Source organism: Brevibacterium sp. NPDC049920 (genome assembly GCF_040656435.1).
GTDB classification, from domain to species: Bacteria; Actinomycetota; Actinomycetes; order Actinomycetales; family Brevibacteriaceae; genus Brevibacterium; species Brevibacterium pityocampae.
Genome location: NZ_JBFAMF010000005.1, coordinates 134,570 through 158,670, shown reverse-complemented (window position 1 = coordinate 158,670; position 24,101 = coordinate 134,570). Strand labels below are relative to the sequence as shown.

The following is a 24,101-nucleotide window of genomic DNA, read 5'->3' as shown; positions in this document are numbered from 1 at the left end:
CGAGGGCCGGACTGTTACCGACAGTCCGGCCCTCGGCCGTTCACCCGGTCCTGCGAACGGCTGCTCGCCGGACTGCTCGTCCGATCACATGCAGGCCCCCAGTCCCCTCCCCCGAGGCTCCGTCCGAGCGGACGAGGCGTCCGGCACGTCACGGCTGGCCTTCGCGCTCGACCGTCAATCGCAGCCCATCACTCGCCGGCTCCGGCTCACTGAGTTCAGCGCTGGTTCGCCCTCGTCTCACACCCCAGAGAGATCGCAACGGAAACTGCTGCCGCAGTCGCAGACTGCGCAGTCCACGAGTCCACGACCGCCACAGCAGTCTGCGTTGTTGCAGACACGTATCGAAGTCGGCCGCGGTGCTGGGTTTCTGAGCGAGAGCAGGGGGGTTCGGCGCCGCCTCGGACAGCGCCGCCGCGACTGCAGCGATCCGGGCCTCATGAGGTTCGCCGCTGCGGATAGTCGGTGGTCGTGGCGTAGCCCCCACGCCAGATCGAGCATCCGTTGGAGTCCGATGCAGTGCGGTCTCGGAGGAACGAACCGATCGTCGGGGAGTTGCTGGACACCATCGCTTCCTGGAGCGCAGTGAAGCTGTACTCCTCGGGAACGGGGCACCGGCGGTCGCAGGATCGCCGATTTCAGCTGGTCGTGCTGATACCTTCGCCGCACCCTTCACCGCTGAGCACGTGTACCGCCTGGGCCTTCTTCCTGGCCGCAGCAGTGTTCGCCTGAACCCGTCGAACTCTCCTGCACGCCCGATCACCGCAGTTCGTCGCCCGTGCGCCCAGAGGATCGAGTATCCTACCGCGGATCACGCACTCGCTCGGTTCCAATTCCCCCGGAACAAGCAATCACGGGAGGCGCCCCCGGGTCGCCTGAAGGCACACGCAGAGAAGCGGGGCCGGGACATGAGTCCCGGCCCCGCCTCAGCGTGCCTGCGCTATGCGCCTGCGCTCAGTGCGCGTGGTTGCCGCGATCGTATTCGTAGACGAGTCCGACGAGTCCGACCAGGGCGATGAGTCCTCCGAACGGAACGATCCACCATCCGACGGCCACGCCGACGAAGCAGATCCCGGCACCGGTGGCGACGGTGATCGGCCACCAGCTCCACGGGCTGTAGAAGCCGTACTCATAGGCTTCATCGGAGATCTCGCCGTCGAGGTCGTCGGCGGCGATCCGTCCGATGCTCCTGTCGTGGAGGAAGAGGTACCCGCCGATCATCAGGGACATGAGCCCGACGAGGAGGATCGCCGGGAATCCGACGAGCTCCTGGAAGTCGGTGAGGAACCCGTAGATGAAGGCGATCGGGAGGAAGAACAGGATGCCCGAGCTGAAGATGATGGCTGATGTCTTCACTTCTTCGTCCTCTCCACCACTGCGTACGCGTCACGATCGTAGCCGGCCAGCTCGAGCAGCTCCGGGTGGTTCGCGTCGAACGCAGGGCGCTCGGAGCGGATCCGGGGCAGCGAGGTGAAGTTGTGGCGCGGCGGCGGGCACGAGGTCGCCCACTCGAGGGAGGAGCCGTAGCCCCACGGGTCGTTCACCGTGACCTTCGGTGCCCTGCGGGCGGTGACCCAGACGTTCCAGAAGAACGGGATCATCGACAGACCCAGGATCAGCGAACCTACGGTGGAGATCTGGTTCATCCACGTCCAGCCGTCCTGCGGCAGGAAATCCGCGTACCGGCGCGGCATGCCATCGGCACCCATCCAGTGCTGGATGAGGAACGTCATGTGGAAGCCGATGAACAGCAGCCAGAAGTGGATCTTGCCGAGCGACTCGTTGAGCATCCGCCCCGTCCACTTCGGCCACCAGAAGTAGAACCCGGCGAACATCGCGAACACGACCGTGCCGAAGATGACGTAGTGGAAGTGGGCGACGACGAAGTACGAATCGGACACCTGCTGATCGAGGACCGGGCTGGCGAGGATGACCCCGGTCAGCCCGCCGAACACGAACGTCACGAGGAACCCGAGGGACCAGAGCATCGGAGTCTCGAAGGTCAGGGAACCGCGCCACATCGTGCCGATCCAGTTGTAGATCTTCACACCCGTCGGCACCGCGATGAGCATCGTCATGAACGCGAAGAACGGGAGGAGGACCGCACCGGTGACGTACATGTGGTGGGCCCACACGGTGACGGACAGCGCGGCGATCGCGATCGTCGCGTAGACGAGGCCCTTGTATCCGAAGATCGGCTTGCGGCTGAAGGCCGGGAAGATCTCCGACACGATGCCGAAGAACGGCAGTGCGATGACGTACACCTCGGGGTGGCCGAAGAACCAGAACAGGTGCTGCCAGAGGATCGGCCCACCGTTCTCCGGGCTGAACACGTGGGCACCGAGGATGCGGTCCGCACCGAGCGCGAGCAGCGCGGCGGCCAGCGGCGGGAAGGCCATCATCACGAGGATGCCGGTGATGAGGACGTTCCAGGTGAAGATCGGCATCCGGAACATCGTCATGCCCGGCGCACGCATGGTGATGATCGTGGTGATGAAGTTCACCGAGCCGAGGATCGTGCCGAAGCCCTGGAACGCCAGGCCCATGACCCACAGGTGTCCGCCGACCCCCGGAGTGAAGGTCGTGTTCGACAGCGGGGCGTAGGCGGTCCAGCCGAACGAGGCAGAACCCTGCGGGGTGAGGAAGCCGGCGAGCGCGATGAGGCTGCCGAACAGGAAGAGCCAGAACGCGAAGGCGTTGAGACGCGGGAACGCGACGTCCGGCGCGCCGATCTGCAGCGGCATGATGACATTGGCGAACCCGGAGAACAGCGGGGTCGCGAACATCAGCAGCATGATCGTGCCGTGCATGGTGAACAGCTGGTTGTACTGCTCCTTCGTCTCGATGATCTGCATCCCGGGCTCGAACAGCTCGAGCCGGATGAGCAGCGCCATGACGCCGCCGATGCAGAAGAAGATGAAGGAGGCGATCAGGTACATGTACCCGATGGTCTTGTGGTCGGTGGAGGTGATCCAGTCGACGACGATCCGACCCTTGCTCCTGGGGAGCGGATCCCGGGTCACCGCGGTCGTGGACCGGTTCTCAGCGACGGCTGTCATTGTTCAGCCCCCTCTTCCTGCTCATAGGGATTCTGGTACCACTCGGTGCGGTCGTAATCCGGGCCGAGGATGCCGGTGTTGCCCTGCTCGCGCAGGCTGTCCGTGTATTCGATGAACTCGTTCTCCGGAACGACCTCGACGTTGAAGAGCATCTCTGCGTGGAACTCACCGCAGAGCTCGGCGCACTTGCCCACGTAGGTGCCCTCCTTGAGGGGACGAAGGTGGATCGACGACTCGCGTCCCGGGATCATGTCGCGCTTCTCGAGGAAGGCGGGGACCCAGAAGGAGTGGATGACGTCGCGCGAGCGCATGACGAGTTCGATGTCGGTGTCGGCCGGCAGGTAGAGCGTCGGTGCGTCGTAGCCCGGCTGCTCGGTGCCGTCGAGGTTGACCTGGACGCCGGCGTAGTGGACGTCCTCGGTCACATAGTTGAAGTCCCAGGCCCACTGCTTGCCGACGACCTCGATGACCTGCTCTCCCGGCGTCTCGTCGTCGATGGTCTTCTCGAGGGCGCTGACGTTGTGGAAGAAGAAGCCCACGACGAGGATGATCGGGATGACCGTGTAGAGGATCTCGATCGGCATGTTGTAGGCCAGCTGCACTGGCAGGCCCCGGTCCGACTTCTTGCGCCGGAAGGCGATGACGCACCAGAGGATGAGTCCCCAGGTGACGAGGCCGACGAGCAGGGCGGCGATCCAGCCGCCGTTCCACAGCGCGGTGTAGGCGTCCGTGTGGGAGGTCGCTCCCTTGGACTCCACCGGGAAGAACCCGACCTCCCAGACCTCGCGGGAGCACCCGGCGAGGAGGGCTGTCATGGCAACTGCGCCGACGGCCACGAGCCGTCTGGGCCAGATCCGTCGCTTGCCGCGCACTGGCTGATTCGGAGAATCCACGTGCAGCCTTTCACAACTTCCGTCGATGACCGTCCGCCCTGGTGGGCCCGCCCGCGCGCACTCCTGCGCGCCGTGCTGGCCGCCGCCGGCGGGGCGGATCACCGAATTCTGATTCTGTCTCCACATACCTTACCGCTACGCACGGTAGAAAATCACACTCAACTGCTCAATCGGTGAGAAAAGCCTGCGAATGATTCCGCTCGAGCGCGCTTCGCAGGGCGGACAGGTACTCGAAGGCGCTGATCTCCGACACGCCGAGGCGCGCGAGGTGCGGAGTCCGCCATTGCGTGTCGATGAGCCAGGGGGCGGGATCGTCTGCGCCGTCGAGGATCCCGACGAGGTGCGCGAGTGCCGCCTTCGAGGCGTCGGTGCGGGTGTGGAACATCGATTCCCCGGCGAACACTCCCCCGAGTGCGACCCCGTAGAGGCCGCCGACGAGCTCTTCGTCGGCCCGGACCTCGACCGAATGCGCATACCCCGCCCGGTGGAGCACGAGGTAGAGCTCGATGAACTCCTCGGTGATCCAGGCCCCGGGCCGGGCCGGGTCGGCGCACGCCCGTACGACCGCGGCGAAATCCGTGTCGACCGTCACGGAGAACCTTCGCATGGACCGCCGCAGGCTGGTGGAGACGTGCAGCTCACCGGGCCGCAGCACGCCACGGCGGCGCGGTGCCCACCAGCCGATCGGCCCGGAGCCGCCCTCCCCCAGCCCCATGGGGAACAGTCCGGCTCGATACGCAGAGAGGACCTGGGTGATGCTGCGCAGCTCGCCGACGGCGCGCAGATCACCCAGGTCCATGTCGTCTCCGGACTCCGGCGGAGGCGGTTCGCGGTGCGGATCGGGATCCGCCGCCGCGGCCTCAGTGGAAGGAGTCACCGCAGGCGCACGAACCGCCCGCATTCGGGTTGTCGATCGTGAAGCCCTGCTTCTCGATGGTGTCCGAGAAGTCGATGGTCGAGCCGTTGAGATACGGCACGCTCATCCGGTCGACGATGACTTCGACGCCGCCGAAGTTCCGCACGGCATCGCCGTCGAGGAACCGCTCGTCGAAGTAGAGCTGGTAGATCAGGCCCGAGCAGCCGCCCGGCTGCACCGCCACCCGGAGCCGGAGATCGTCCCGGCCCTCCTGCTGGAGGAGGCTGCGGACCTTGTCCGCGGCCGCGGTGGAGAGATCGATCTCGTGCACCGGGGCTTCGTTCGTGACTGTCATCGGGGACTCCTTCGCAGACATGTGGTTCGGACACAGGCTACATGAACGAACGCCCGTCCCGGGTGCATTATTCCGCCGACTCCGCGCCGTGTGCGAGGCGGTCGAGCAGCAGCGCCTCGGACACGATCGCGGAGGCGAAGTCGGGCAGATAGAGCGATTCGTTCGCGCTGTGCGCCCGGGCGTCGGGATCCTCCACCCCGGTGACGAGGATCGAGGCCGCCGGGAACACCGCGGTGAGATCGGCGATGAAGGGGATCGAGCCCCCGAGCCCCATGCGCACGCACTCGACACCGAAGCCATCGCTGAGCGCCTGCTGGGCGAGCGCGGTGACCGGGTCGTCCGCATCGGCCTGCCACGGGCTGCCGCTCTCCTCGGGGCCGAACTCGATCTGCGCGCCGAACGGGACCGCCTCGGCCAGGTGCTGCTTGACCGCGGCGAGTGCCGATTCCGGCGAGTCGCCCGGCGCGAGCCGGATCGAGAGCTTGGCCCGGAGCGAGGCCTGCAGGGTGTTCGAGGAGTCGTCGACGTGCGGGTTGTCGAGACCGATCACGGTGATCGACGGCTGCGCCCACAGGCGGGAGGCCAGCGAGCCGGAGCCGATGAGCGCAGTGTCCGGCAGCACCCCCGAATCGCGGCGCAGCTCCCCCTCCTCATACTCGACGTCGGCGGTCTCCCGCCGCACGAGGCCGGGCACTGCGACCGCTCCGGCGTCGTCGTGGAGCGTGGCGAGCAGCCGGGTCATGGCGAGCATCGCATCCGGCACGAGGCCGCCGTACATCCCGGAGTGGACGGCGTGATCCAGGGTGCGCACGGTGAACTCGAGTGCGGCCATCCCCCGCAGGCTCGAGGTCAGCGCGGGGACGCCGGCCGCCCAGTTTCCGGAGTCGGCGACGACGATGACGTCCCCGGTGAGCCGTTCCCGGTAGCGCTCGAGGAAATCCCGGAAGCTCGGCGAGCCGGCCTCCTCCTCGCCCTCGACGAACAGCGTCACGCCCACCCCGAGCCGCTCGCCCAGGAGTTCGAGCGCGGTGAGGTGGACCATGATCCCGGCCTTGTCGTCGGCGGCGCCCCGGCCGAACAGCCGGTCCCCCACCCGGGTCGCGGTGAATGGCGGGGTGTCCCACAGCGATTCGTCACCGGTGGGCTGGACGTCGTGGTGGGCGTAGAGCACGACCGTGGGCCGACCGGGGGGCGCCGGGATCGAGGCGACGACCGCAGGGTAGCCCGGGGTGCCGTCGGGGGTATGCGCGGTGAGGATGTCGACGCGGTCGAACCCGGCGGCCCGCGCGAGATCGGCCACCGCCTCGGCACTGGCGCGAACCGGAGCGGGGTCCAGCGTCGGCCAGGCGATCGACGGGATCGCGACGAGCGAGCCGAGCGAGTCGAGCACGCGGGGCATGATCGCCTCGAGCTCGGTGCGGAGGGCGGCGGCGGTGAGGGGTGCGGTGGATGCTGGATTCGAATCGGTCATGCGTCCGATACTATTGAATGCGTGTTTGGACGGAACAAGAACCCCGAGACCCCGAGTGCGAGCGGCTCCTCCGCCGCCGACCCTGCGACGACGCCCGACGGCGGGGCCGGCTCGCCTGCACCCGGGCACCCCGAGGCACCCGCGGCGGTGAATCCGGCAGAGGCGAAGAAGAACCGTCCGACCCCCAAGCGGAGCGCGCAGCAGGCCGCCCGCAAGCAGCCGCTCGTGCCGCAGGACCGCAAGGTGGCCAACCGGCGCGCCCGCGACGAGATGCGCAAGCAGCGCGACCAGGCGCGGATCGGCGTCATGCAGGGGGACGAGAAGTACCTCACCGCGCGTGACCGCGGACCGCAGCGCCGCTACGTCCGCGATTTCGTCGACGCGCGCTGGTCGATCAGCGAGTTCTTCATCCCGCTCGCGCTCATCGTGCTCGTCGTCGGCATGTTCGGCGGCCCGGACTTCCAAGTCATCGCGAACATCATCGTCTACGGCATCCTCGCGCTCGTCATCCTCGACAGCGTGGTCCTCAACTACCGCGTCAAGGCCCGGATGGCCGACAAGTTCGGCGGCCGCGACCGGCTCGAGAAGGGCCTGACGTTCTACCTCGTCATGCGCTCGATCCAGATGCGCCCGCTGCGCATCCCGAAGCCGCAGGTCAAGCGCGGCGAGTTCCCCGCCTGATCGCGCGCAGCAGGCGGCCGGGCCAGAACGGCCCGCCGTAGATCATCCCCGAGTACACCTGCACGAGGTCGGCGCCGGCGGCGAGCCGCGCCCGCACATCGCGGGCGTCGGACACCCCGCCCACGGAGATCACCGCGAGCCGGTCGCCGACGTGCGCCTTGACGAGACGGAGCACGTCGAAGGCCCTGCCGGCGAGCGGCCGGCCCGAGATCCCGCCGGCCTCGGCGAGGGCGAATCTCCGGTCCGACCCGTCGAGCACCGTCCGGTCGATCGTCGTGTTCGTCGTGATGAGCCCGTCCACCCCGGTGCGCAGGGCGAGCTCGGCCACCGCGATGACATCGGCGTCGGCGAGATCGGGAGCGATCTTGACGAGCAGCGGCACGTGGCCCAGGCGCGAACGGGGCGCCGGCACGGCGGACGCGGCGGCCTCCTGGACGGCACGGATGATCGGCTCGAGGGCGGCGGTGGACTGGAGGTCGCGCAGCCCCGGTGTGTTCGGCGAGCTCACATTGATGACCAGGTAGTCCGCGAACGGGGCGAGGATGCGCGCGGACTCGCGGTAGTCCTCGGCCGCCCGCACGGCGTCGACGACCTTGGTCTTGCCGAGGTTGACGCCGATGATCGGCTGCCTTCCCAGGGGCATCCGCGCGACCCGGGTGCGGGCGGTGCGGAGGTTGAAGGACGCGGCGCGCGCACCGTCGTTGTTGAAACCCATCCGATTGAGGATCGCGTCGTGGTCGAGGAGCCGGAACAGACGGGGTCGCGCGTTACCCGGCTGGCTGTGCGCGGTGATCGTCCCGACCTCGATGTGCCCGAAGCCCAGCAGTGCGAGCGCACGGACGCCGGCGGCGTTCTTGTCGAACCCGGCCGCCAGCCCGACCCGATTGGGGAAGGGCAGGCCCAGCACCTCGGCGGGATCGCCGGTGCCGGCGCTGAACAGGGCGCCGAGTGCGGCGCGCACACCGGGGACCCGGTCGAGCGCCCGCAGGCCGCCGAAGCTGATCCGATGAGCGCGCTCGGCGTCCATCGGCACGAACACGGTGCGCAGTATCAATCGGTACACGCCTCCATCCTAACGGCGGGCGACCGGGCCCGGCGCGCCTCGCGCCCCGGCGCTCACCGCGATGCCAGGACGACGGACTACGATCAGTGAGCAGGACAGCAGCCCCGACGAAAGGACATCCATGACCTCCCCCACGATCGACATCACCGCTGACGGCACCGCCCCGGCGAAGGCCCGGGCGGACGTGCTCGTCCTCGGCATGCGGTCCCAGGACGGCACCGCCGCCCTCCCGGCCGGCATCGATCTGCCCAAGGGTGCGCAGTCGGAGCTCGGCGCGGCGGCCGCCGCGGTCGGCTTCTCCGGCGCGGTCGACTCGCACGCGCGCATCCCGGCCCCCAAGGGCGTCGCCGCCCGCTCCGTGCTGCTCGTCGGCCTCGGTGAGTTCGATGAGCTCGACATCGTCGGCGAGGCAGGCGCCGACGAGGCGCATGAAGTCCTCCGCCGGGCGGCCGGCACCGCGGTGCGGGCGCTGTCGAAGGGCGAGTCCGTCGCCCTCGCCCTGCCCGCGGACACCGCTTCCGCCGCCGAGGCGATCGCCACCGGTGCCGGGCTCGGCGCCTACCAGTACACCGAGTACCGCAGCACTCCGGAGGCCAAGCGCCGCCCGACGGCGATCTCCGTGCTCACGACCGACAAGGACGGCTCGCACGGCGTAACCCGGGCCGCTCCGGTGGTCGCCGCGACGAACCGGGCCCGCGATCTCGTCAACCAGCCCCCGCTCGACCTCTATCCGGAGACCTTCGCGGACACCGTCGCCGCGCAGGCGAAGGGACGCAAGGTCAAGGTCACCGTGCTCGACCCCGCGCAGCTCGCCGCGCAGGGCTACGGCGGGCTCACCGGCGTGGGCCAGGGCTCGCCGCGCGGCCCCCGCCTCGTCAAGCTCGAGTACAGCCCCCGCAAGGCCGCCCGTCATCTGGCTCTCGTCGGCAAAGGCATCACCTTCGACTCCGGCGGGCTGTCGCTCAAGCCGGCGGCCTCGATGGAGGACATGAAGTCCGACATGGCCGGTGCCGCGGCCGCGGCCCAGGCGCTGTTCGCGATCGCGGACCTCGGCCTGCCGGTGCGCGCCACCGCCTGGCTCGCGCTCGCCGAGAACATGCCCAGCGGTGAGGCCCAGCGCCCCAGTGACGTGATCCGGATCTACGGCGGGAAGACCGTGGAGGTGACGAACACCGACGCCGAGGGGCGCCTCGTCCTCGCCGATGCACTCGTCGCCGCCCAGGAGGAGGATCCCGACCTCGTCATCGACATCGCCACGCTCACCGGCGCGCAGATCGTCGCTCTCGGCACCCGGGTGTCCGGCGTCATGGGCACCAACGGCGCGCGCAACCGGGTGGTGCTCGCCGCCGGCGCGACCGGGGAGCAGATGTGGCCGATGCCCTTCCCCGAGGAGATCCGCCGCCAGTTCGATTCCACGGTCGCCGATCTCAAGAACTCCGGCAAGCGCCACGGCGGCATGCTCGCCGCCGGCATCTTCCTCGCGGAGTTCGTCGCCCCCGGTGTGCAGTGGGCGCACCTCGACATCGCCGGACCGTCTTACAACACGGAATCCCCGTGGGGCTACACCCCGGCAGGCGGCACCGGGGTCCCGGTCCGCACCCTCATCGAGGTCGCCGCGCAGCTCTCCGGACGCTGAGCACCGGCCCGGCCCCGCGCGTGCACCCGAGTCCGGCTCGCCCTCTGGCGGGCGGGCCTCCGGGCTTCGGGCGTGAGGCGGCTTACAGCAATTCCGGCACCTCTCATCACGACATTTCCGTCGATTAGTGGAAAGATGATTGGAAACGTGCCGTCACCCTCGGCACACCCCTTCAGTACTGCGAGGAGCGATCCGTGAGCGATCCGGACAACACGTACGATCTCGTCGTCCTCGGCGGTGGCACCGGAGGATACGCCGCCGCCCTGCGCGCCGCCCAACTCGACATGAAGGTCGCGCTCATCGAGCGCGACAAGGTCGGCGGCACGTGCCTGCACCGGGGCTGCGTCCCCACGAAGGCCCTCCTCCACGCGGCCGAGGTCGCCGACTCCGCGCGCGAGGCCGGCGGCTTCGGCATCGAGGTCGAGTTCCAGGGTATCGACATGCCCAAGGTCCTCGACTTCAAGCAGGGCATCATCGACCGGAACTACAAGGGCCTGCAGGGCCTCATCAAGGCCCGCGGCATCGACTACATCGCCGGCGAGGGCAAGCTCGTCTCCGAGGACACCGTCGAGGTCACCAACGACGAGGGGACCATGGAGGTCACCGGCACCCACATGGTGCTCGCCACCGGGTCGACCTCGAAGACCATCGGCATCGACATCCGTGATCGCGTGATGACGAGCGAGCAGGCGCTGACGTACGACGAGGTGCCGGAATCGGCCGTCGTGCTCGGCGGCGGCGTGATCGGCGTCGAGTTCGCCAGCGTCTGGGCCTCGTTCGGCTCGCAGGTGACCATCGTCGAAGGCCTGCCCCACCTCGTCGCGAACGAGGACGAGTCGATCTCCAAGGCCCTGGAGAAGGCGTTCAAGAAGCGCAAGATCGGTTTCCAGGTGGGCGTGAAGTTCGACAGCGTCGAGCAGGACGACTCCGGGGTCCACGTGAAGCTCGAGGACGGCTCCGTCATCGACGCCCAGGTGCTCCTCGTCGCCGTCGGCCGCGGTCCGGTGACCGAGGGATTCGGTTTCGAGGACCAGGGCATCACGCTCGATCGCGGATTCGTCATCGTCGATGAGCGCCAGCGCACCGGGGTCGGGAACATCTACGCCGTGGGCGACATCGTGCCCGGGCTGCAGCTGGCCCACCGCTCTTTCGCGCAGGGCATCTTCGTCGCCGAGGAGATCGCCGGGCTGTCCCCGGCCCCGATCATCGAGTCCGGGATCCCGCGGGTGACCTACAGCGAGCCGGAGATCTTCTCCGTCGGCCTGACCGAGAAGAAGGCCGCCGAGGAGTACGGCGAGGACAGCATCGAGAAGGTCGAGTACCCGCTCGGTGGCAACGCCAAGTCGGCGATCCTCAAGACCAACGGGTTCATCAAGGTCGTGCGCGAGAAGGATGGCCCGGTGCTCGGCATCCACGGCATCGGCGCGCGCCTGAGCGAGCAGGCCGGCGAGGCGCAGCTCATCGTCAACTGGGAGGCGTTCCCCGAAGAGGTCGCCCAGCTCATCCACGCGCACCCCACGCAGAACGAGGCGATCGGCGAAGCGCACCTGGCGCTCGCCGGCAAGCCTCTCCACTTCCACAACTGATCCCGAGGGAGACACACCATTATGTCCAACTCCGTGCAGATGCCGGCTCTCGGCGAGTCGGTCACTGAAGGCACCGTCACCCGCTGGCTCAAGGAAGTCGGTGACGAGATCGAGGTCGACGAACCCCTGCTCGAGGTGTCGACCGATAAGGTCGACACCGAGATTCCCAGCCCCTACGCGGGCGTGCTCGAGCAGATCCTCGCCGACGAGGACGATGTCGTCGAGGTCGGCGGTGACCTCGCGGTCATCGGCGACGGCTCCGACGACTCCGCCGACGCGGACGAGTCCGAGGATTCCGCCGATGCCGAGGCGGATTCCGATGCTGAAGATTCCTCCGACGACGCCCCGGCCGACGACGAGTCCGCAGCCGACGAGGATGAGGACGACGCCGATGACGAGGACGACGACTCTGCTGATGACTCAGCCGGCGAGGATTCCGCCCCGAAGTCGGATTCGTCCGGCTCCGGCGAGGCCACCGAGGTCACCATGCCGGCGCTCGGCGAGTCGGTGACCGAGGGCACCGTCACCCGCTGGCTCAAGGAGGTCGGCGACGAGATCGAGGTCGACGAGCCGCTGCTCGAGGTCTCCACCGACAAGGTCGACACCGAGGTCCCCTCGCCTGTCGCCGGCGTCGTGCAGAAGCTCCTCGCCGAGGAGGACGACACCGTCGAGGTCGGCGAGCCGCTGGCACTCATCGGCTCCGGAGCTCCCACCGAGGACAGCTCGGATGGCGAGTCCGGCGCGGACGACACCGCCGATGACTCTTCGGACGACTCCTCCGACGATGAGGTCGCCGATGCCGAGGACCAGGCCGACGCCGAACCCGAGGACAAGGCCGACGAGGCCGCGGAGACCGACGCCGAGGGCGAGAAGGCCGCGGAGAAGGTCGATGCGGAGACCGATGAGGACCCCGAGCCGGACACGGGTTCCGGGCAGGAGTCCGAGAAGTCCGAGCCCGCCGGGAAGTCTGCGGAATCCGCGCCTGCGGAGAAGTCCGAGGGCCGCTCCGGACGCGATATCTCCGCCACGGTGAGCGCCGAGAACGCCGCCTACGTCACCCCGCTGGTCCGCAAGCTCGCGAAGACCAAGGGCGTGGACCTGTCCACGGTGTCCGGCACCGGAGTGGGCGGCCGGATCCGCAAGCAGGACGTGCTCTCCGCGGCGCAGAACGCCGCGGCCTCGCAGGCGGCGGCCCCCGTCGCCGGCGGTGCGGGCGAGCAGCGCGAGGCGTATACGCACGAGATCCCGGAGGAGGCGCAGAAGCTCCGCGGCACCACCGAGAAGGCCTCGCGCATCCGCCAGACGATCGCGTCGCGCATGCACGAGTCCTTGCAGACGACCGCGCAGCTCACACAGGTCATCGAGGTCGACATGACCCGGGTGGCCAAGCTGCGGGCCGCGCACAAGGACGCCTTCGCGCAGAAGCACGGGGTGAAGCTCAGCTTCCTGCCGTTCTTCGCCAAGGCGATCGTCGAGGCTCTGCAGGTCCACCCGAAGGTCAACGCGGTGTACGACGTCGAGGCCAAGGAGATCACGTACTTCGATCACGAGAACCTCGCGGTCGCCGTCGACACCGAGCGCGGTCTGCTCGTCCCGGTGATCAAGGACGCCGGCGAGCTCAGCATCGCCGGCCTCGCGAAGGCCGTCGACGACCTCGCCGCACGGACCCGTGAGAAGAAGATCGGGCCCGATGAGCTCACCGGCGGCACCTTCACGGTGACGAACATCGGCAGCGTCGGAGCGCTCTTCGACACCCCGATCATCAACACCCCGCAGGTCGGGATCATCGGCACCGGTGTCATCACCAAGCGTCCGGTCGTCGTCAAGACGGCCGACGGGGAGGACAGCATCGCGATCCGCGACATGGTCTACCTGCCGCTGACCTACAACCACCAGCTCGTCGACGGTGCGGATGCGGGACGCTTCCTGCAGACCATCAAGGCGCGCCTGGAGGACGGCAACTTCGAGGCGGACCTCGACCTCTGATCCACGGGTCTCCTCGCTGCAGGGGCGGGATGAGCACTGTGCTCATCCCGCCCCTGCGGCGTCTCCGTCCGTGATCCGGTAGACGCGCCAGCCGTCCGCGCCGTAGCGCAGCTCCACCCGGATGCTCACCCGGCCGTGGTCCTCGGCTGTGCCGTCGGGCGCGCTGGTCGTCGTGTGCATGCGCACCGCGAGCCGTGCCGAATCCCCGTCGGCCTCGGGCTCCCCGAGCAGCTCGAGCATGATGGTCACCCTCGTACCGCTGTGCTCCTCGACGGGCGCACGGGCGTCCGCCCGGGCCGCCGGCGAACCGGGCACCGTGAGGGTGGACAGGGCTTCGGCGTCACCGGCTTCATAGGCTGCGGCCCGGGCCTCGGTGAGGACCCGGAACGCCGTGAACGGGTCGTCCCGGTCGAACAGCTCCGGAGCGGCCGTCGTCGCGGACCCGGGCGGGGCGGAGGCTGCCGGCGGAGAGGACTCCGGCGTCGCTGCCTCCGCACCGGCGCTGCCGGACGGTCCGGATGCGGTCGGCCCGGGCGCAGCGCTCGGCCCCGCGGTCGTCCGCTGCTCGGTCTGGAGAGCGGGCAGGAGAACGAGGACCCCGATGACGACGGCGAGCATCGCACCGATCGCCGCGAGCGGGCGCAGTCCGAGCCGACGCAACCGGGCCGCGACCCGCGCGAGGCGCTCGCCCGGGGCGAGGGCACCGAAGTGCCCCGGCCACCGGCGAGGCCTCCCGCTCCTCCGGTTCCCCGCCGTGCTCCGGTGCTGAGCCCTCCTCCGACGTGTGCTCCCGTCTCGCCCCGCATTCCCGTCTCGACCCGTTGCTCCGCGCCGACCGGCCGCCCGACGGAGTCGACCCACCCCGGACGGGGCCGGTGCCTGCACGGTCCCCGCACTGCCGACTCCCCCGCTTCCCGCGGCGCTGCGCGCTCTCCTTGCGCTCCCGGCACCTCCGCGGGTCGGCTCCGCGGTCCCGGTGTCCTCAGCGGCTCCGGGGTCATCAGCGACGCCGCCGTCTGCGGGACCGGTGCGGCCGCGTGCGCCCCGTCCGTTCGCCGCAGCCGCGAGCCGCTCCGCGTACCCGGCATCGATCCGGATCTGAGCGGTCACCGCATCGGCGACCGGAACTGCGGCCTCCGCGGGGAGGAACGGGAACGGCTCAGCGTCGCCGGCGGCGGCGAGTCGAGCGGAGAGCGATCTCGGCAGCCCGTGGATGTCGAGGTCGAGCTCCGCGGCGGCTTCGAGCAATTCGATGACGATGACCGCGAGCGGCTCCGCCGGCGCGTGGCGCAGCGATCGCACCGGGATCGCTGCCTCGGTCCAGGTCCGTCCGGTCAGGCACAGGTACCCGATCTCCCCGAGCTCGACCTGCGGCTCCACCGCACCGGCCGCCGCCGTGTGGCACGGGACGGTCCGGATCGCCCCCTCGGCATCGAGGGCGAACACGTGCCGGTGCAGGCGGGTCCGGCCCGGCGGCGCTGCAGGGGTCTCCGCCAGGGCGGTCAAGCACTCCTGCAGGACACCGATCGTCTGTGCGCTCGACAATCCCCCACACGAGCGCAGGACATCGACGAGCAGCCCGCCGGCGAACCGCGGGACCCGGACCCCGGTGGCCTCGTCGCCGCCCGGCCCGAGGACCGTGATGTGCCGGATCCCGGTGGCGCCCCCTCGTGCTTCCTGCAGAATCGCCTCGGCTGCCGCCGGTTCGCCTGGGAGGAACCACGCGGTGTCCTCCCCCGCACGGATCCGGGCGATCCCCGGTGCCACCTCGGCCTCGACGTGCCATTGCCGGTCCACGCTCGGCTCCTTCGCTCGCGGTGATGGTGGAGCACCGGTCCGGCGCCCGTCGGAATCACTCTGTTGATCTCGCTCAGTGTCGTTTGATGTCCTGTGCGGTCGTTCGCATCATTCCACCAGGTGTCGACGCGGAGCACAAGAGCGTTGCCGGCCCTGTGGACGACGGCGTCCCACGGCGCCGCGCGGGAGAGGGTAAACTTGCTGAGCGAGGAATCATCCGCCATCGATCGAGCGAGAGAATGTCAACAGACTCAGAGAAGCGCCGCGGGCTGTTCAAGCGCAGGCCCAAGGATCCCAACAAGACCGGCCGCCTGGCCCAGATGAAGCAGGTCGTGCAGCTCGCCCGACGCCACAACCCGGCGTCCGTGTGGCTCATGGCTGCGGCGATCGTCGGCTGCATCGGCCTCGGCGTCATCGCCGGGTTCGTGTTCGGTGCGATGTGGCTGTGGGTGATCTTCGGTCTGCTCCTCGGCGTGTTCCTCGCCCTGTTCATGCTCGGTCGCTTCGCGGAGACCGCCGCGTTCGAGGAGATGCGCGGCCAGCCGGGTTCGATCGGCGCGGTCCTCAACACCGCCCGGCGCGGCTGGCTCATGGACGAGCAGCCGATCGCTGTCGACCCGCGGACCCGGGACCTCGTCTACCGCTCGACCGGCAAGGGCGGAGTGATCCTGTTCAGCGAGGGCCCGAAGAACCGCTCGGCCAAGATGCTCGCCAAGGAGAAGAAGCGCCACGAGCGCGTGCTGCCCAATGTGCCGATCCATACCTTCCAGGGCGGCGAGGGCGATGAGCAGATCCCGATGAGCCGCATCGTCAAGACCGTCCACCAGGTGCCGCGGCCGCTCAACAAGGCCGAGGTGCTCGCCGTGCGCAAGCGGCTCACCGCACTCGGCTCGATGACCACGCGCCCGCCGATCCCCAAGGGCATCGACCCGATGCGGGCCCGGCCGGACCGCAAGGCGCTGCGCGGCCGCTGAGGCCGGGCCGCAGGCGCCCACCCGCGCAACGGAGGCCGGGGTACGACGGGGACGTCGGCCCCGGCCTCCGGCGTGGATGACCTCCGGCGCGAATGCTGCAGGTGAGGGTGGGCCGCGGGGCCACGGATCAGCACCCGGATCGATCGCACCGGCCGCCGGTGGTCCCCGGCGCCACGGCTCAGCGGCGGACGATCACCGTGCGCGCCGCGACGTCGTGGAAGCCGCGGTTGTCGACGTTGCTGATGAGTGCGGGGACGACGGGCAGCAGCAGCGCGGTCCGGATGAGACCGGCGAGCAGTCCCGGTGCGCGGCCGGCGAGATTCATCACGCGCACGCCGAACGCCCAGTGCCCCACCGTCATGCCGAGGGTGGAGACGAGGACGAGGTTCTCGACCGCGAAGATCGAGAGGATCGCCAGCGGGTGCGCGTCGAAGAGGAACGCGGCGATCGCGTAGCACATCGCCCAGTCGAGGAGGACTCCGAGGAGGCGTCGGCCGAGCGGCGCGATGGAGCCGGGGCCCGCTTCCGGCAGGCCGAGATTCTTCCCCGGCCAGTAGTCGGCGGGGGCGCTGAACTGGGGGCCGTCGAGCCAGGAGCCGAGGTCGTCGCGATCGATCACACCTACCAGGGTACCGGCCCACGGCGTGTAACACGCTCGAAACACGGGCGATACCGCGGATTCACGCCGCCCACTAGACTGAGGGTATGACGTCGCGGCAATCCTGCCGCAGCGTCCTCCCAGCCCGACACCAGGAGTGAGCTTGTTCTCCACATCTTCCGAACTCGTGTCCTATCTCAGGGACAACGACGTCCAGTTCGTCGACATCCGGTTCTGCGATCTCCCCGGAGTGGTCCAGCACTTCAACCTCCCGGCCTCCGCCTACGGCGAGGACGAGATCAACGACGGCCTGCTGTTCGACGGTTCGTCGATCACCGGATTCCAGGGGATCCACGAGTCGGACATGAAGCTCCTCGCCGACGTCTCCTCGGCCTTCATCGATCCGTACCGCGATGCGAAGACCCTCGTAGTCAACCACTCCATCGTCGACCCGTTCACCGATGAGCCGTACTCGCGCGATCCGCGCCAGGTCGCCGCCAAGGCCGAGGCCTACCTCAAGAGCACCGGCATCGCCGACACCGTCAACGTCGGCGCCGAAGCGGAGTTCTACCTCTTCGACAGCATCCAGTACCAGAACGACCCGGGTCACGGCTTCTTCAAGATCGACTCCGAGGAGGCGGCCTGGAACACCGGTCGCGAGGAGCTCGGGGGCAACCTCGGCTACAAGACCCCCTACAAGGGCGGCTACTTCCCGGTGTCCCCCTCCGACCACTTCGCCGATGTGCGCGACGCCATCTCGCTCACCCTGCAGGAGCTCGGCTTCGAGGTCGAGCGCGCCCACCATGAGGTCGGCACCGCGGGCCAGCAGGAGATCAACTACAAGTTCGATTCCCTCAAGAAGGCCGGCGACCAGCTGCTCGACTTCAAGTACGTCGTGAAGAACACCGCCTGGGAGTTCGGCAAGTCGGCGACCTTCATGCCGAAGCCCCTGTTCGGCGACAACGGCTCGGGCATGCACTGCCACCAGTCGCTGTGGAAGGACGGCGAGCCGCTGTTCTACGACGAGAACGGCTACGCGGGTCTGTCCGACCTCGCCCGCTGGTACATCGGCGGTCTGATCGAGCACGCCGGTGCGGTCCTCGCGTTCACCAACCCGACGATCAACTCCTACCGCCGCCTGGTCCCCGGGTACGAGGCGCCCGTCAACCTCGTGTACTCGGCCCGCAACCGCTCGGCCGCGATCCGCATCCCGGTCACCGGCTCCTCGCCCAAGGCCAAGCGCCTCGAGTTCCGCGTGCCGGACCCGTCGTGCAACCCGTACCTCGCCTTCTCCGCCCAGCTCATGGCCGGACTCGACGGGATCAAGAACCGGATCGAGCCGCCGGAGCCGATCGACAAGGACCTCTACGAGCTTCCGCCGGAGGAGCTCGGCGACATCAAGCTCGTGCCGAACTCGCTCGACGAGGCGCTCGACGAGCTCGAGGCCGATCACGACTTCCTCACCGCCGGGGACGTCTTCACCGATGACCTCATCGAGACCTGGATCCGGATCAAGCGCGAGGAGGAGATCGAGGTCGCCCGCCTCCGTCCGACCCCGACCGAGTTCGAGCTCTACTACTCGATCTGATCGACCGGAACGGTCACCGGCACCCTGCCGATGACCGTCCGCACCGAGGGGGAGCATCCGTGCGGATGCTCCCCCTCGGTGCGTCCTAGACTGGGGCCATGACCCACTACGACCTCCTCATCATCGGCACCGGCTCCGGGAACTCGATCGTCGACGAGCGCTTCGACTGCCTCCGGGTGGCGATCGCAGAGGCCGGCCTGTTCGGCGGCACCTGCCTCAACGTCGGCTGCATCCCAACGAAGATGTTCGTCCACACCGCCGACCTCGCCGCGGCCGCCGCGGACTCCTCGGCCTTCGGGATCCGCACCTCCTTCGGCGGTGCCGACTGGCCGGCGATCCGCGACCGCGTCTTCGGCCGGATCGACCCGATCGAGGCCGGCGGCCGGGAGTACCGGACCAACCGGCAGCCGAACGTCACCGTCTACCCCGAACACGTCCGGTTCACCGGCCCGAAGTCCTTCACCACGGCGTCCGGCACGGAGTTCACCGCCGACCGGGTGGTCCTCGCCGCCGGCTCCCGCGCGCAGATCCCCGCCCTGCCGGGCATCGACACCGACCGCGTCGACACCCCCGGCTATCCCGTCATGACGAACGACACCGTCATGCGGATGAGCGCGCTGCCGGAGACCATGACGATCGTCGGCGGCGGGTTCATCGCCGCCGAGTTCGCCCACGTGTTCTCGGCCCTCGGTGTCGACGTCACCGTGCTCGTGCGCGGCGAGGGGCTGCTCACCGCCGCCGATGCCACCGTCACCGAGCGCTTCACCCGCGCCTTCTCCGCCCACCACCGGGTGCACCTCGGGACGCAGATCCGGCAGGCCGAGGTGTCCGCGGACGGCGTCCGGCTCCAGCTCGAGGCCTCCGGCCGGGTTCCCGACTCCCCCGTCCCGGACGACATCACCACCGACGTCGTGCTGCTCGCCACCGGCCGGGTGCCGAACATCGACGGCCTCGGCCTCGATGCGGCCGGCATCGACGTCGTCGCCGGACGCGTGGCCGTCGACGACCACCAGCGCGTGCTCTCCGACGGTGCTCCCCTGCCCGGGGTGTTCGCGCTCGGCGACATCAGCTCGCCGCACCTCCTCAAGCACGTCGCGAATCACGAGGCGCGGATCGTGCAGGCGAACCTCCTCGCCGACATCGCCGCGGGCGCCCCGGGCGCTGCACCGGACTCCGCGCTCGAGACGACGAACCACCGCGCGGTGCCCGCCGCGGTGTTCTCCCGCCCGCAGGTCGCCTCCGTGGGCGCGACCGAGGATGCCGTCCGGGCCTCGGGTGCGGAGTACACGGTGAAGATCCAGGAGTACGCCGACGTCGCCTACGGCTGGGCGCTCGAGGACACCACCGGGTTCGTCAAGATCATCGCCGACCGCAGCACCCGACTGATCCTCGGCGCGCACCTCATGGGCGATGAGGCGTCGATGATCGTGCAGCCGCTCATCCAGGCGATGGCCTTCGGCCTGCCGGCGGACCGGATGGCCCGGGAGCAGTACTGGATCCACCCCGCCCTGACGGAGGCGGTGGAGAACGCCCTGCTCGGCCTCGAGTTCACCGACTGACGGGCTCAGTCGTCGTCATCATCGTCATCGTCGTCGTCATCGTCGTCGTCCCAGTCGTCATCGTCCCAGTCGTCGTCATCGTCATCCCCTCCGCCGCCGGGCGCGCGCGGGGGCGGAGCGACCTCCTGCGGGGCGGATCCGCCTCCGCCGCCGCTGCTCGATCCCCCGCCGGAGCCGCCGCTGCCGGAACCTCCGCCCCCGGACCTCTCGCGCTCGGGTGCGGGCTGCCTGCGCTCGACCTGGAACTCCGGCCGCTCGGCCTCGCCCGCCGGGGGTGCCGCGGATTCCGAGGGGTCGAGACCGGCCTCCCCCTCCGCGCCCTCGGCGGCCTCGGTCTCCCCTGCACCGGCGTCCTGCGAGTTGCCGACGATCGGTTCGCTCTGGGAATCCGTCGGGGACATCGAATCCGTCACCCACAGCCCGATCCCGGCCATGAGGGCGAGCATCAGGGCGCCGATGGTGATCAGGGTGCGCACGGGTTCCGCCTTCCTCCTACGAATGTCTCCATGGTCCCGGCCGGGGATGAGCCGCGGATGAGTCGCGGATGAGAAATCTCTCATCCGCCCCGGTGCGGCCCGGGGCCGGTGTCCGGGTCACGCGGGCTCCTCAGCCGACCGGCGGATCCTGAAGCATCCGGTAGCCCAGGCCGCGCACCGTCTCGATCGATTCCGCGCCGAACTTCTGGCGCAGGTACCGCACGTAGACCTCGACGACGTTCGACCGGCCGTCGCAGTCGAGCCCCCACACCCGCTCGAGGATCTGGTCGCGCGAGAGCACCGTGCCGGCATGGGTGACGAAGAGCTCCGCGAGCATGAACTCCCGGGCCGACAGGTCCACCCGCCGATCCCCGACCATCGCGGTGCGGGCGTGCGCATCGAGCTCGATCGCCCCGGCACGCAGGGGGAGCGCCTCCGCCGCCGGCGCCGCCTCCGCCCGGTGCTGCTGGTGGTCGCGCAGGCGGAGCTCCACCCGTGCGACGAGCTCGGAGACCTGGAACGGCTTCGCCAGGTAGTCGTCGGCTCCCCCGGTGAGACCGTGCACGGTGTCCTCGCTCGAGGTCCGTGCGGTGCACATGATGACCGGCGTGGTGTTCTTCGACTCCCGCAGCGCGGCGAGGATCGCGAAGCCGTCGATCGTCGGCAGCCCGACGTCGAGCACGATGAGATCGTACGCCCCGTGGAGCGCGGACTGGAGGGCGAACATGCCGTCGGCGGCGACGTCGGAGGTGTGCCCGGCCTTCGTCAGGCCCTTGGCGATGAAGCGGGCGATGTTCGCCTCGTCCTCGGCGATCAGGATGTGTGCCATGGTGCCGGCTCCGTTCTCCAGGGGGTGCGGGGGATGACGATGGTGAATGCGGCGCCGTGTCCGGGCCGGGACTCGAGGTCGACCCAGCCGCCGTGCGCGTGGGCGATCGCGGCGACGATCGCGAGCCCGAGGCCGGAGCCCTCGGTGCCGCCGCTGCCGGATCCGCGGCGGAACCGGTCGAAGATGTGCGGCTGCTCCTCGTACGGGATGCCGGGGCCGTCGTCGGCCACGCGGAACAGCACCGCCGGCCCGGCCTCGGGGTGGGTGGCCGGGGACGTGGTGGCCGCAGCCGAGATCACCACGCTCGATTCCGGCGGGGTGTGGTTCACCGCGTTGCGGCACAGCTGGAGCAGGGCCTGCGCGATCCGCTGCCGGTCGATGACCATCTCCTGATCGACGGAGGTGGCGACGGTGAATCGCTGCGGGCCCAGGCTCGAGGCCTTCGCGGCGACCTCGCTGACGATCGACGCCGCAGACTCCGGGCCGATCCGGATGAAGTCGGCGTGCCCGGCTGCGGCGAGGAGCGAGAGGTCGGCGACGATGCGGCTCATCCGGTCGACCTCGTCGAGCACGAGGTCACGGGTCTCGACGACGTCGGCCGGATCGGTCTCGTCGACGACCTCGAGGTTGCCGCGGATGATCGTCAGCGGCGTCTTGAGCTCGTGCCCGGCATCGGAGAGGAAGCGGCGCTGCTCCTCCACCCCGTCCTGGACCCGGTCGAGCATGGAGTTGAAGCTCGCGCCGAGCCGGTCGATCTCGTCGCCGGTGCCGGTCACCGCGACGCGCGCGCTGAGATCGTTCGCGTCGGCCCTCCCGGCGACCTCGTTGATCTCGTGTACCGGACGCAGCATCCGCGCCATCACCCCGGCGCCGAGCACCCCGACGAGGACGAGCGTGAACAGACTGACCCCGGCGTAGATCCAGGCGCCCTGTGCGACCTCGTCGTAGAACCGTCCGAGGTCGTAGGCGATGATGAAGTAGCCCTGCGACTCGTCGCCGGGCACGGTGACCGGGACGATCGCCACCCGCATGAGCTCGGACTCGTAGGACACGTCGGTGGTGACGGTCCGGTCAGGGGTCCTGCGGCTCTCGATCTCTGCCAGCAGCGCCGGATGGGTGATGTCGACGGTGCGCTCCCCGGCCGGCACGTACACGATCTCGCCGTCGATCATCGCGGCGAAGGATTCGTGCGCGCCCGGCACGTCGGCGGTCATCGCGGCGTAGAGCAGCTCGGTGAGCGATTCGAAGGGCTCGCCCTCGGCGTCGCCGGCCGCGGAGAGGGTGCGGAGGTCGGCGATCTCGTCGTCGAGCTCGTTGTTCGCCCGGTCGGAGGCGCTCTTGGCCTGGAACGCGAAGCTCAGGCCGCCGGCGATGAGCAGGCCGGCGAAGATCGTGGAGAGCACGACGAGGAGGGTGCGGCCCCGGAACGAGCTCGCCGATTCCCGCAGCCGCGCCCGCATCGTCAGCGCAGCAGGGACTCGTACACCTGCACGGTCTCGCGGCCGATCTGCTCCCAGGAGAAGGTGTCGACGGCACGCTGCCGGCCCCGCCTGCCCATCTCGCGGGCGCGGTCGGGGTCGGAGACCATGCGGGTGAGGCCCTCGGCGAGGTCCCGGACGAACGCCTCGGGATCCTTCGGGGTGCCGGTCCCGTCGTCGAGCTGATCGATGGGCACGATGATCCCGGTGTCGCCGTCGAGCACGACCTCGGGGATCCCTCCGGTCGCGGTGCCCACGACCGGCGCGCCGCAGGCCATCGCCTCGAGGTTGACGATGCCGAGCGGCTCGTAGACGCTCGGGCACACGAAGGTCGTCGCGTGTGTGAGGAGCTGGGTGAGCTTCTCCCGCGGCAGCACGGTGTCGATGAAGACGACGCCGGAGCGGGTCTCCTGCAGCTCGGCGACGAGCCCGGCCACCTCCTGGGCGATCTCCGGGGTGTCCGGTGCGCCTGCGCAGAGCACCACCTGGACGTCCTCGGGCAGCAGGGCGACGGCGCGCAGCAGGTAGGGCAGGCCCTTCTGCCGGGTCACCCGGCCGACGAACACGACGCTCGGACGCCGCGGGTCGATGCCGTACTCGTCGAGCACCGCGGTGTCCTCGTTCGGCTGCCAGGCGCTCGAGTCGATGCCGTTGTAGACGACGCGCACCTTCCCGGGGTCGATCTGCGGGTAGACGCGCAGGATGTCGCGCTTCATGCCCTCGGACACGGCGATGACGCCGGCGGAGTGCTCGTAGGCGGTGCGCTCGGCCCACGAGGAGATCGCGTAGCCGCCGCCGAGCTGCTCGGCCTTCCACGGCCGCAGGGGCTCGAGGGAGTGCGCGGACAGCACGTGCGGGATGTCGTACATGAGGGAGGCGAGGTGGCCGGCCATGTTCGCGTACCAGGTGTGGGAGTGCACGAGGTCGGCCCCGGCGATCCCGGCGATCATCGACAGGTCGACGCCGAGCGTGCGGATCGCGGCATTCTGGTCGGCCAGCGCCGACAGCTCTGGGTAGCCGGTGGCATAAGGGATGTCGCGCCGGTCGCCGAAGGCGTGGACGCGCACGTCGATGAGCATCGCGAGGACGGCGCTGAGCTCGGCGACGTGGACGCCGGCACCGCCGTAGACCTCGGGCGGGAATTCCTTGGACACGATGTCTGTACGCACGCCCCAATCTAATCACGGACCACCTGCGGGCGTGAGCGGCGCCGGAGCGC

At 69.5% G+C, this 24,101-nt stretch carries 20 protein-coding genes; 7 read left to right on the top strand and 13 right to left on the bottom strand.

Going from position 1 to position 24,101, the window contains the following annotated elements; translation table 11 throughout:
• Positions 1-951: 951 nt before the first annotated feature.
• The 6 genes from AB0I45_RS06660 to AB0I45_RS06635 form a co-directional block, all read right to left on the bottom strand.
• Complete coding sequence (locus AB0I45_RS06660) at positions 952-1,353, bottom strand: cytochrome c oxidase subunit 4 (protein WP_137319646.1); 402 nt, start codon at positions 1,351-1,353, stop codon at positions 952-954.
• Entirely contained in the window at positions 1,350-3,056 is a 1,707-nt protein-coding gene (gene ctaD / locus AB0I45_RS06655) for a cytochrome c oxidase subunit I (protein WP_360317452.1), read from the bottom strand. The genes AB0I45_RS06660 and ctaD overlap by 4 nt, the downstream gene beginning before the upstream one ends.
• The gene (gene coxB / locus AB0I45_RS06650) at positions 3,053-3,871 is read right to left on the bottom strand and encodes a cytochrome c oxidase subunit II (protein ID WP_247619073.1); all 819 of its coding nucleotides are present in this window, start codon (positions 3,869-3,871) and stop codon (positions 3,053-3,055) included. Before coxB ends, ctaD begins: the two co-directional genes overlap by 4 nt.
• A gap of 244 nt (positions 3,872-4,115) precedes the next feature.
• On the bottom strand, positions 4,116-4,748 hold the full coding sequence (gene aat / locus AB0I45_RS06645; RefSeq protein WP_217494856.1) for a leucyl/phenylalanyl-tRNA--protein transferase: 633 nt from the start codon (positions 4,746-4,748) through the stop codon (positions 4,116-4,118).
• Positions 4,749-4,809: 61 nt separating this feature from the next.
• Entirely contained in the window at positions 4,810-5,160 is a 351-nt protein-coding gene (locus AB0I45_RS06640; RefSeq protein ID WP_175406957.1) for an iron-sulfur cluster assembly accessory protein, read from the bottom strand.
• A gap of 67 nt (positions 5,161-5,227) precedes the next feature.
• Entirely contained in the window at positions 5,228-6,631 is a 1,404-nt protein-coding gene (locus AB0I45_RS06635; protein WP_247619072.1) for a dipeptidase, read from the bottom strand.
• 21 nt (positions 6,632-6,652) lie between these two features.
• Between AB0I45_RS06635 and AB0I45_RS06630 the strand changes: the two genes are divergently transcribed.
• Positions 6,653-7,312: a DUF3043 domain-containing protein gene (locus tag AB0I45_RS06630; RefSeq protein WP_247619071.1), complete on the top strand. Its 660-nt coding sequence runs from the start codon at positions 6,653-6,655 to the stop codon at positions 7,310-7,312.
• On the opposite strand, the gene AB0I45_RS06625 is transcribed toward AB0I45_RS06630, so the two are convergent.
• Positions 7,287-8,375 (bottom strand): quinone-dependent dihydroorotate dehydrogenase, encoded by a 1,089-nt coding sequence (locus AB0I45_RS06625; RefSeq protein WP_137319640.1) that lies wholly within the window; start codon positions 8,373-8,375, stop codon positions 7,287-7,289. The genes AB0I45_RS06630 and AB0I45_RS06625 overlap by 26 nt on opposite strands.
• A 121-nt stretch (positions 8,376-8,496) precedes the next feature.
• Here AB0I45_RS06625 and AB0I45_RS06620 point away from each other — a divergent pair, with 121 nt between their 5' ends.
• From AB0I45_RS06620 to sucB, 3 genes are all read left to right on the top strand, one after another.
• A complete protein-coding gene (locus AB0I45_RS06620; protein ID WP_345030958.1) occupies positions 8,497-10,011 on the top strand; it encodes a leucyl aminopeptidase in 1,515 nt (504 codons plus the stop codon).
• Between the two features lie 194 nt (positions 10,012-10,205).
• Positions 10,206-11,597, top strand: a complete 1,392-nt coding sequence (gene lpdA / locus AB0I45_RS06615; RefSeq protein WP_345030956.1) for a dihydrolipoyl dehydrogenase — start codon at positions 10,206-10,208, stop codon at positions 11,595-11,597.
• A gap of 21 nt (positions 11,598-11,618) precedes the next feature.
• Positions 11,619-13,583, top strand: a complete 1,965-nt coding sequence (gene sucB / locus AB0I45_RS06610) for a 2-oxoglutarate dehydrogenase, E2 component, dihydrolipoamide succinyltransferase (protein ID WP_345030954.1) — start codon at positions 11,619-11,621, stop codon at positions 13,581-13,583.
• Positions 13,584-13,625: 42 nt separating this feature from the next.
• Here sucB and AB0I45_RS06605 read toward each other — a convergent pair whose 3' ends face one another.
• Complete coding sequence (locus AB0I45_RS06605; protein ID WP_345030952.1) at positions 13,626-15,380, bottom strand: hypothetical protein; 1,755 nt, start codon at positions 15,378-15,380, stop codon at positions 13,626-13,628.
• Between the two features lie 239 nt (positions 15,381-15,619).
• On the opposite strand from AB0I45_RS06605, the gene AB0I45_RS06600 reads away from it, so the two are divergent.
• Positions 15,620-16,354 (top strand): DUF4191 domain-containing protein, encoded by a 735-nt coding sequence (locus AB0I45_RS06600; RefSeq protein ID WP_137319635.1) that lies wholly within the window; start codon positions 15,620-15,622, stop codon positions 16,352-16,354.
• A gap of 178 nt (positions 16,355-16,532) precedes the next feature.
• Here the strand turns inward: AB0I45_RS06600 and AB0I45_RS06595 are convergent, their stop codons facing one another.
• Entirely contained in the window at positions 16,533-16,973 is a 441-nt protein-coding gene (locus AB0I45_RS06595) for an RDD family protein (protein WP_247619066.1), read from the bottom strand.
• A gap of 142 nt (positions 16,974-17,115) precedes the next feature.
• Here AB0I45_RS06595 and glnA point away from each other — a divergent pair, with 142 nt between their 5' ends.
• Both glnA and AB0I45_RS06585 read left to right on the top strand, forming a co-directional pair.
• Positions 17,116-18,540 (top strand): type I glutamate--ammonia ligase, encoded by a 1,425-nt coding sequence (gene glnA, locus AB0I45_RS06590; RefSeq protein WP_247619065.1) that lies wholly within the window; start codon positions 17,116-17,118, stop codon positions 18,538-18,540.
• A gap of 98 nt (positions 18,541-18,638) precedes the next feature.
• On the top strand, positions 18,639-20,099 hold the full coding sequence (locus AB0I45_RS06585; protein ID WP_360317441.1) for a mycothione reductase: 1,461 nt from the start codon (positions 18,639-18,641) through the stop codon (positions 20,097-20,099).
• 5 nt (positions 20,100-20,104) lie between these two features.
• Here AB0I45_RS06585 and AB0I45_RS06580 read toward each other — a convergent pair whose 3' ends face one another.
• The 4 genes from AB0I45_RS06580 to glgA all read right to left on the bottom strand — a co-directional run bounded on the left by AB0I45_RS06580 (position 20,105) and on the right by glgA (position 24,051).
• A complete protein-coding gene (locus AB0I45_RS06580) occupies positions 20,105-20,575 on the bottom strand; it encodes a hypothetical protein (RefSeq protein WP_247619063.1) in 471 nt (156 codons plus the stop codon).
• Between the two features lie 130 nt (positions 20,576-20,705).
• Positions 20,706-21,404 carry a response regulator transcription factor gene (locus tag AB0I45_RS06575; protein WP_360317437.1) on the bottom strand — a complete coding sequence of 233 codons (699 nt, stop codon included), beginning with the start codon at positions 21,402-21,404 and terminating at the stop codon, positions 20,706-20,708.
• On the bottom strand, positions 21,389-22,807 hold the full coding sequence (locus AB0I45_RS06570) for an ATP-binding protein (RefSeq protein ID WP_360317435.1): 1,419 nt from the start codon (positions 22,805-22,807) through the stop codon (positions 21,389-21,391). The genes AB0I45_RS06575 and AB0I45_RS06570 overlap by 16 nt, the downstream gene beginning before the upstream one ends.
• 59 nt (positions 22,808-22,866) lie before the next feature.
• Entirely contained in the window at positions 22,867-24,051 is a 1,185-nt protein-coding gene (gene glgA, locus AB0I45_RS06565) for a glycogen synthase (RefSeq protein WP_295688068.1), read from the bottom strand.
• Positions 24,052-24,101: the final 50 nt, after the last annotated feature.

Coding starts and splice junctions, on each gene's coding strand:
- coxB (WP_247619073.1), bottom strand. CDS start 3,871: ATGACAGCCCTCCTCGCCGGGTGCTCCCGCGAGGTCTGGGAGGTCGGG.
- AB0I45_RS06575 (WP_360317437.1), bottom strand. CDS start 21,404: ATGGCACACATCCTGATCGCCGAGGACGAGGCGAACATCGCCCGCTTC.
- ctaD (WP_360317452.1), bottom strand. CDS start 3,056: ATGACAGCCGTCGCTGAGAACCGGTCCACGACCGCGGTGACCCGGGAT.
- AB0I45_RS06640 (WP_175406957.1), bottom strand. CDS start 5,160: ATGACAGTCACGAACGAAGCCCCGGTGCACGAGATCGATCTCTCCACC.
- AB0I45_RS06585 (WP_360317441.1), top strand. CDS start 18,639: ATGACCCACTACGACCTCCTCATCATCGGCACCGGCTCCGGGAACTCG.
- aat (WP_217494856.1), bottom strand. CDS start 4,748: ATGGACCTGGGTGATCTGCGCGCCGTCGGCGAGCTGCGCAGCATCACC.
- AB0I45_RS06620 (WP_345030958.1), top strand. CDS start 8,497: ATGACCTCCCCCACGATCGACATCACCGCTGACGGCACCGCCCCGGCG.
- AB0I45_RS06635 (WP_247619072.1), bottom strand. CDS start 6,631: ATGACCGATTCGAATCCAGCATCCACCGCACCCCTCACCGCCGCCGCC.
- AB0I45_RS06600 (WP_137319635.1), top strand. CDS start 15,620: ATGTCAACAGACTCAGAGAAGCGCCGCGGGCTGTTCAAGCGCAGGCCC.
- sucB (WP_345030954.1), top strand. CDS start 11,619: ATGTCCAACTCCGTGCAGATGCCGGCTCTCGGCGAGTCGGTCACTGAA.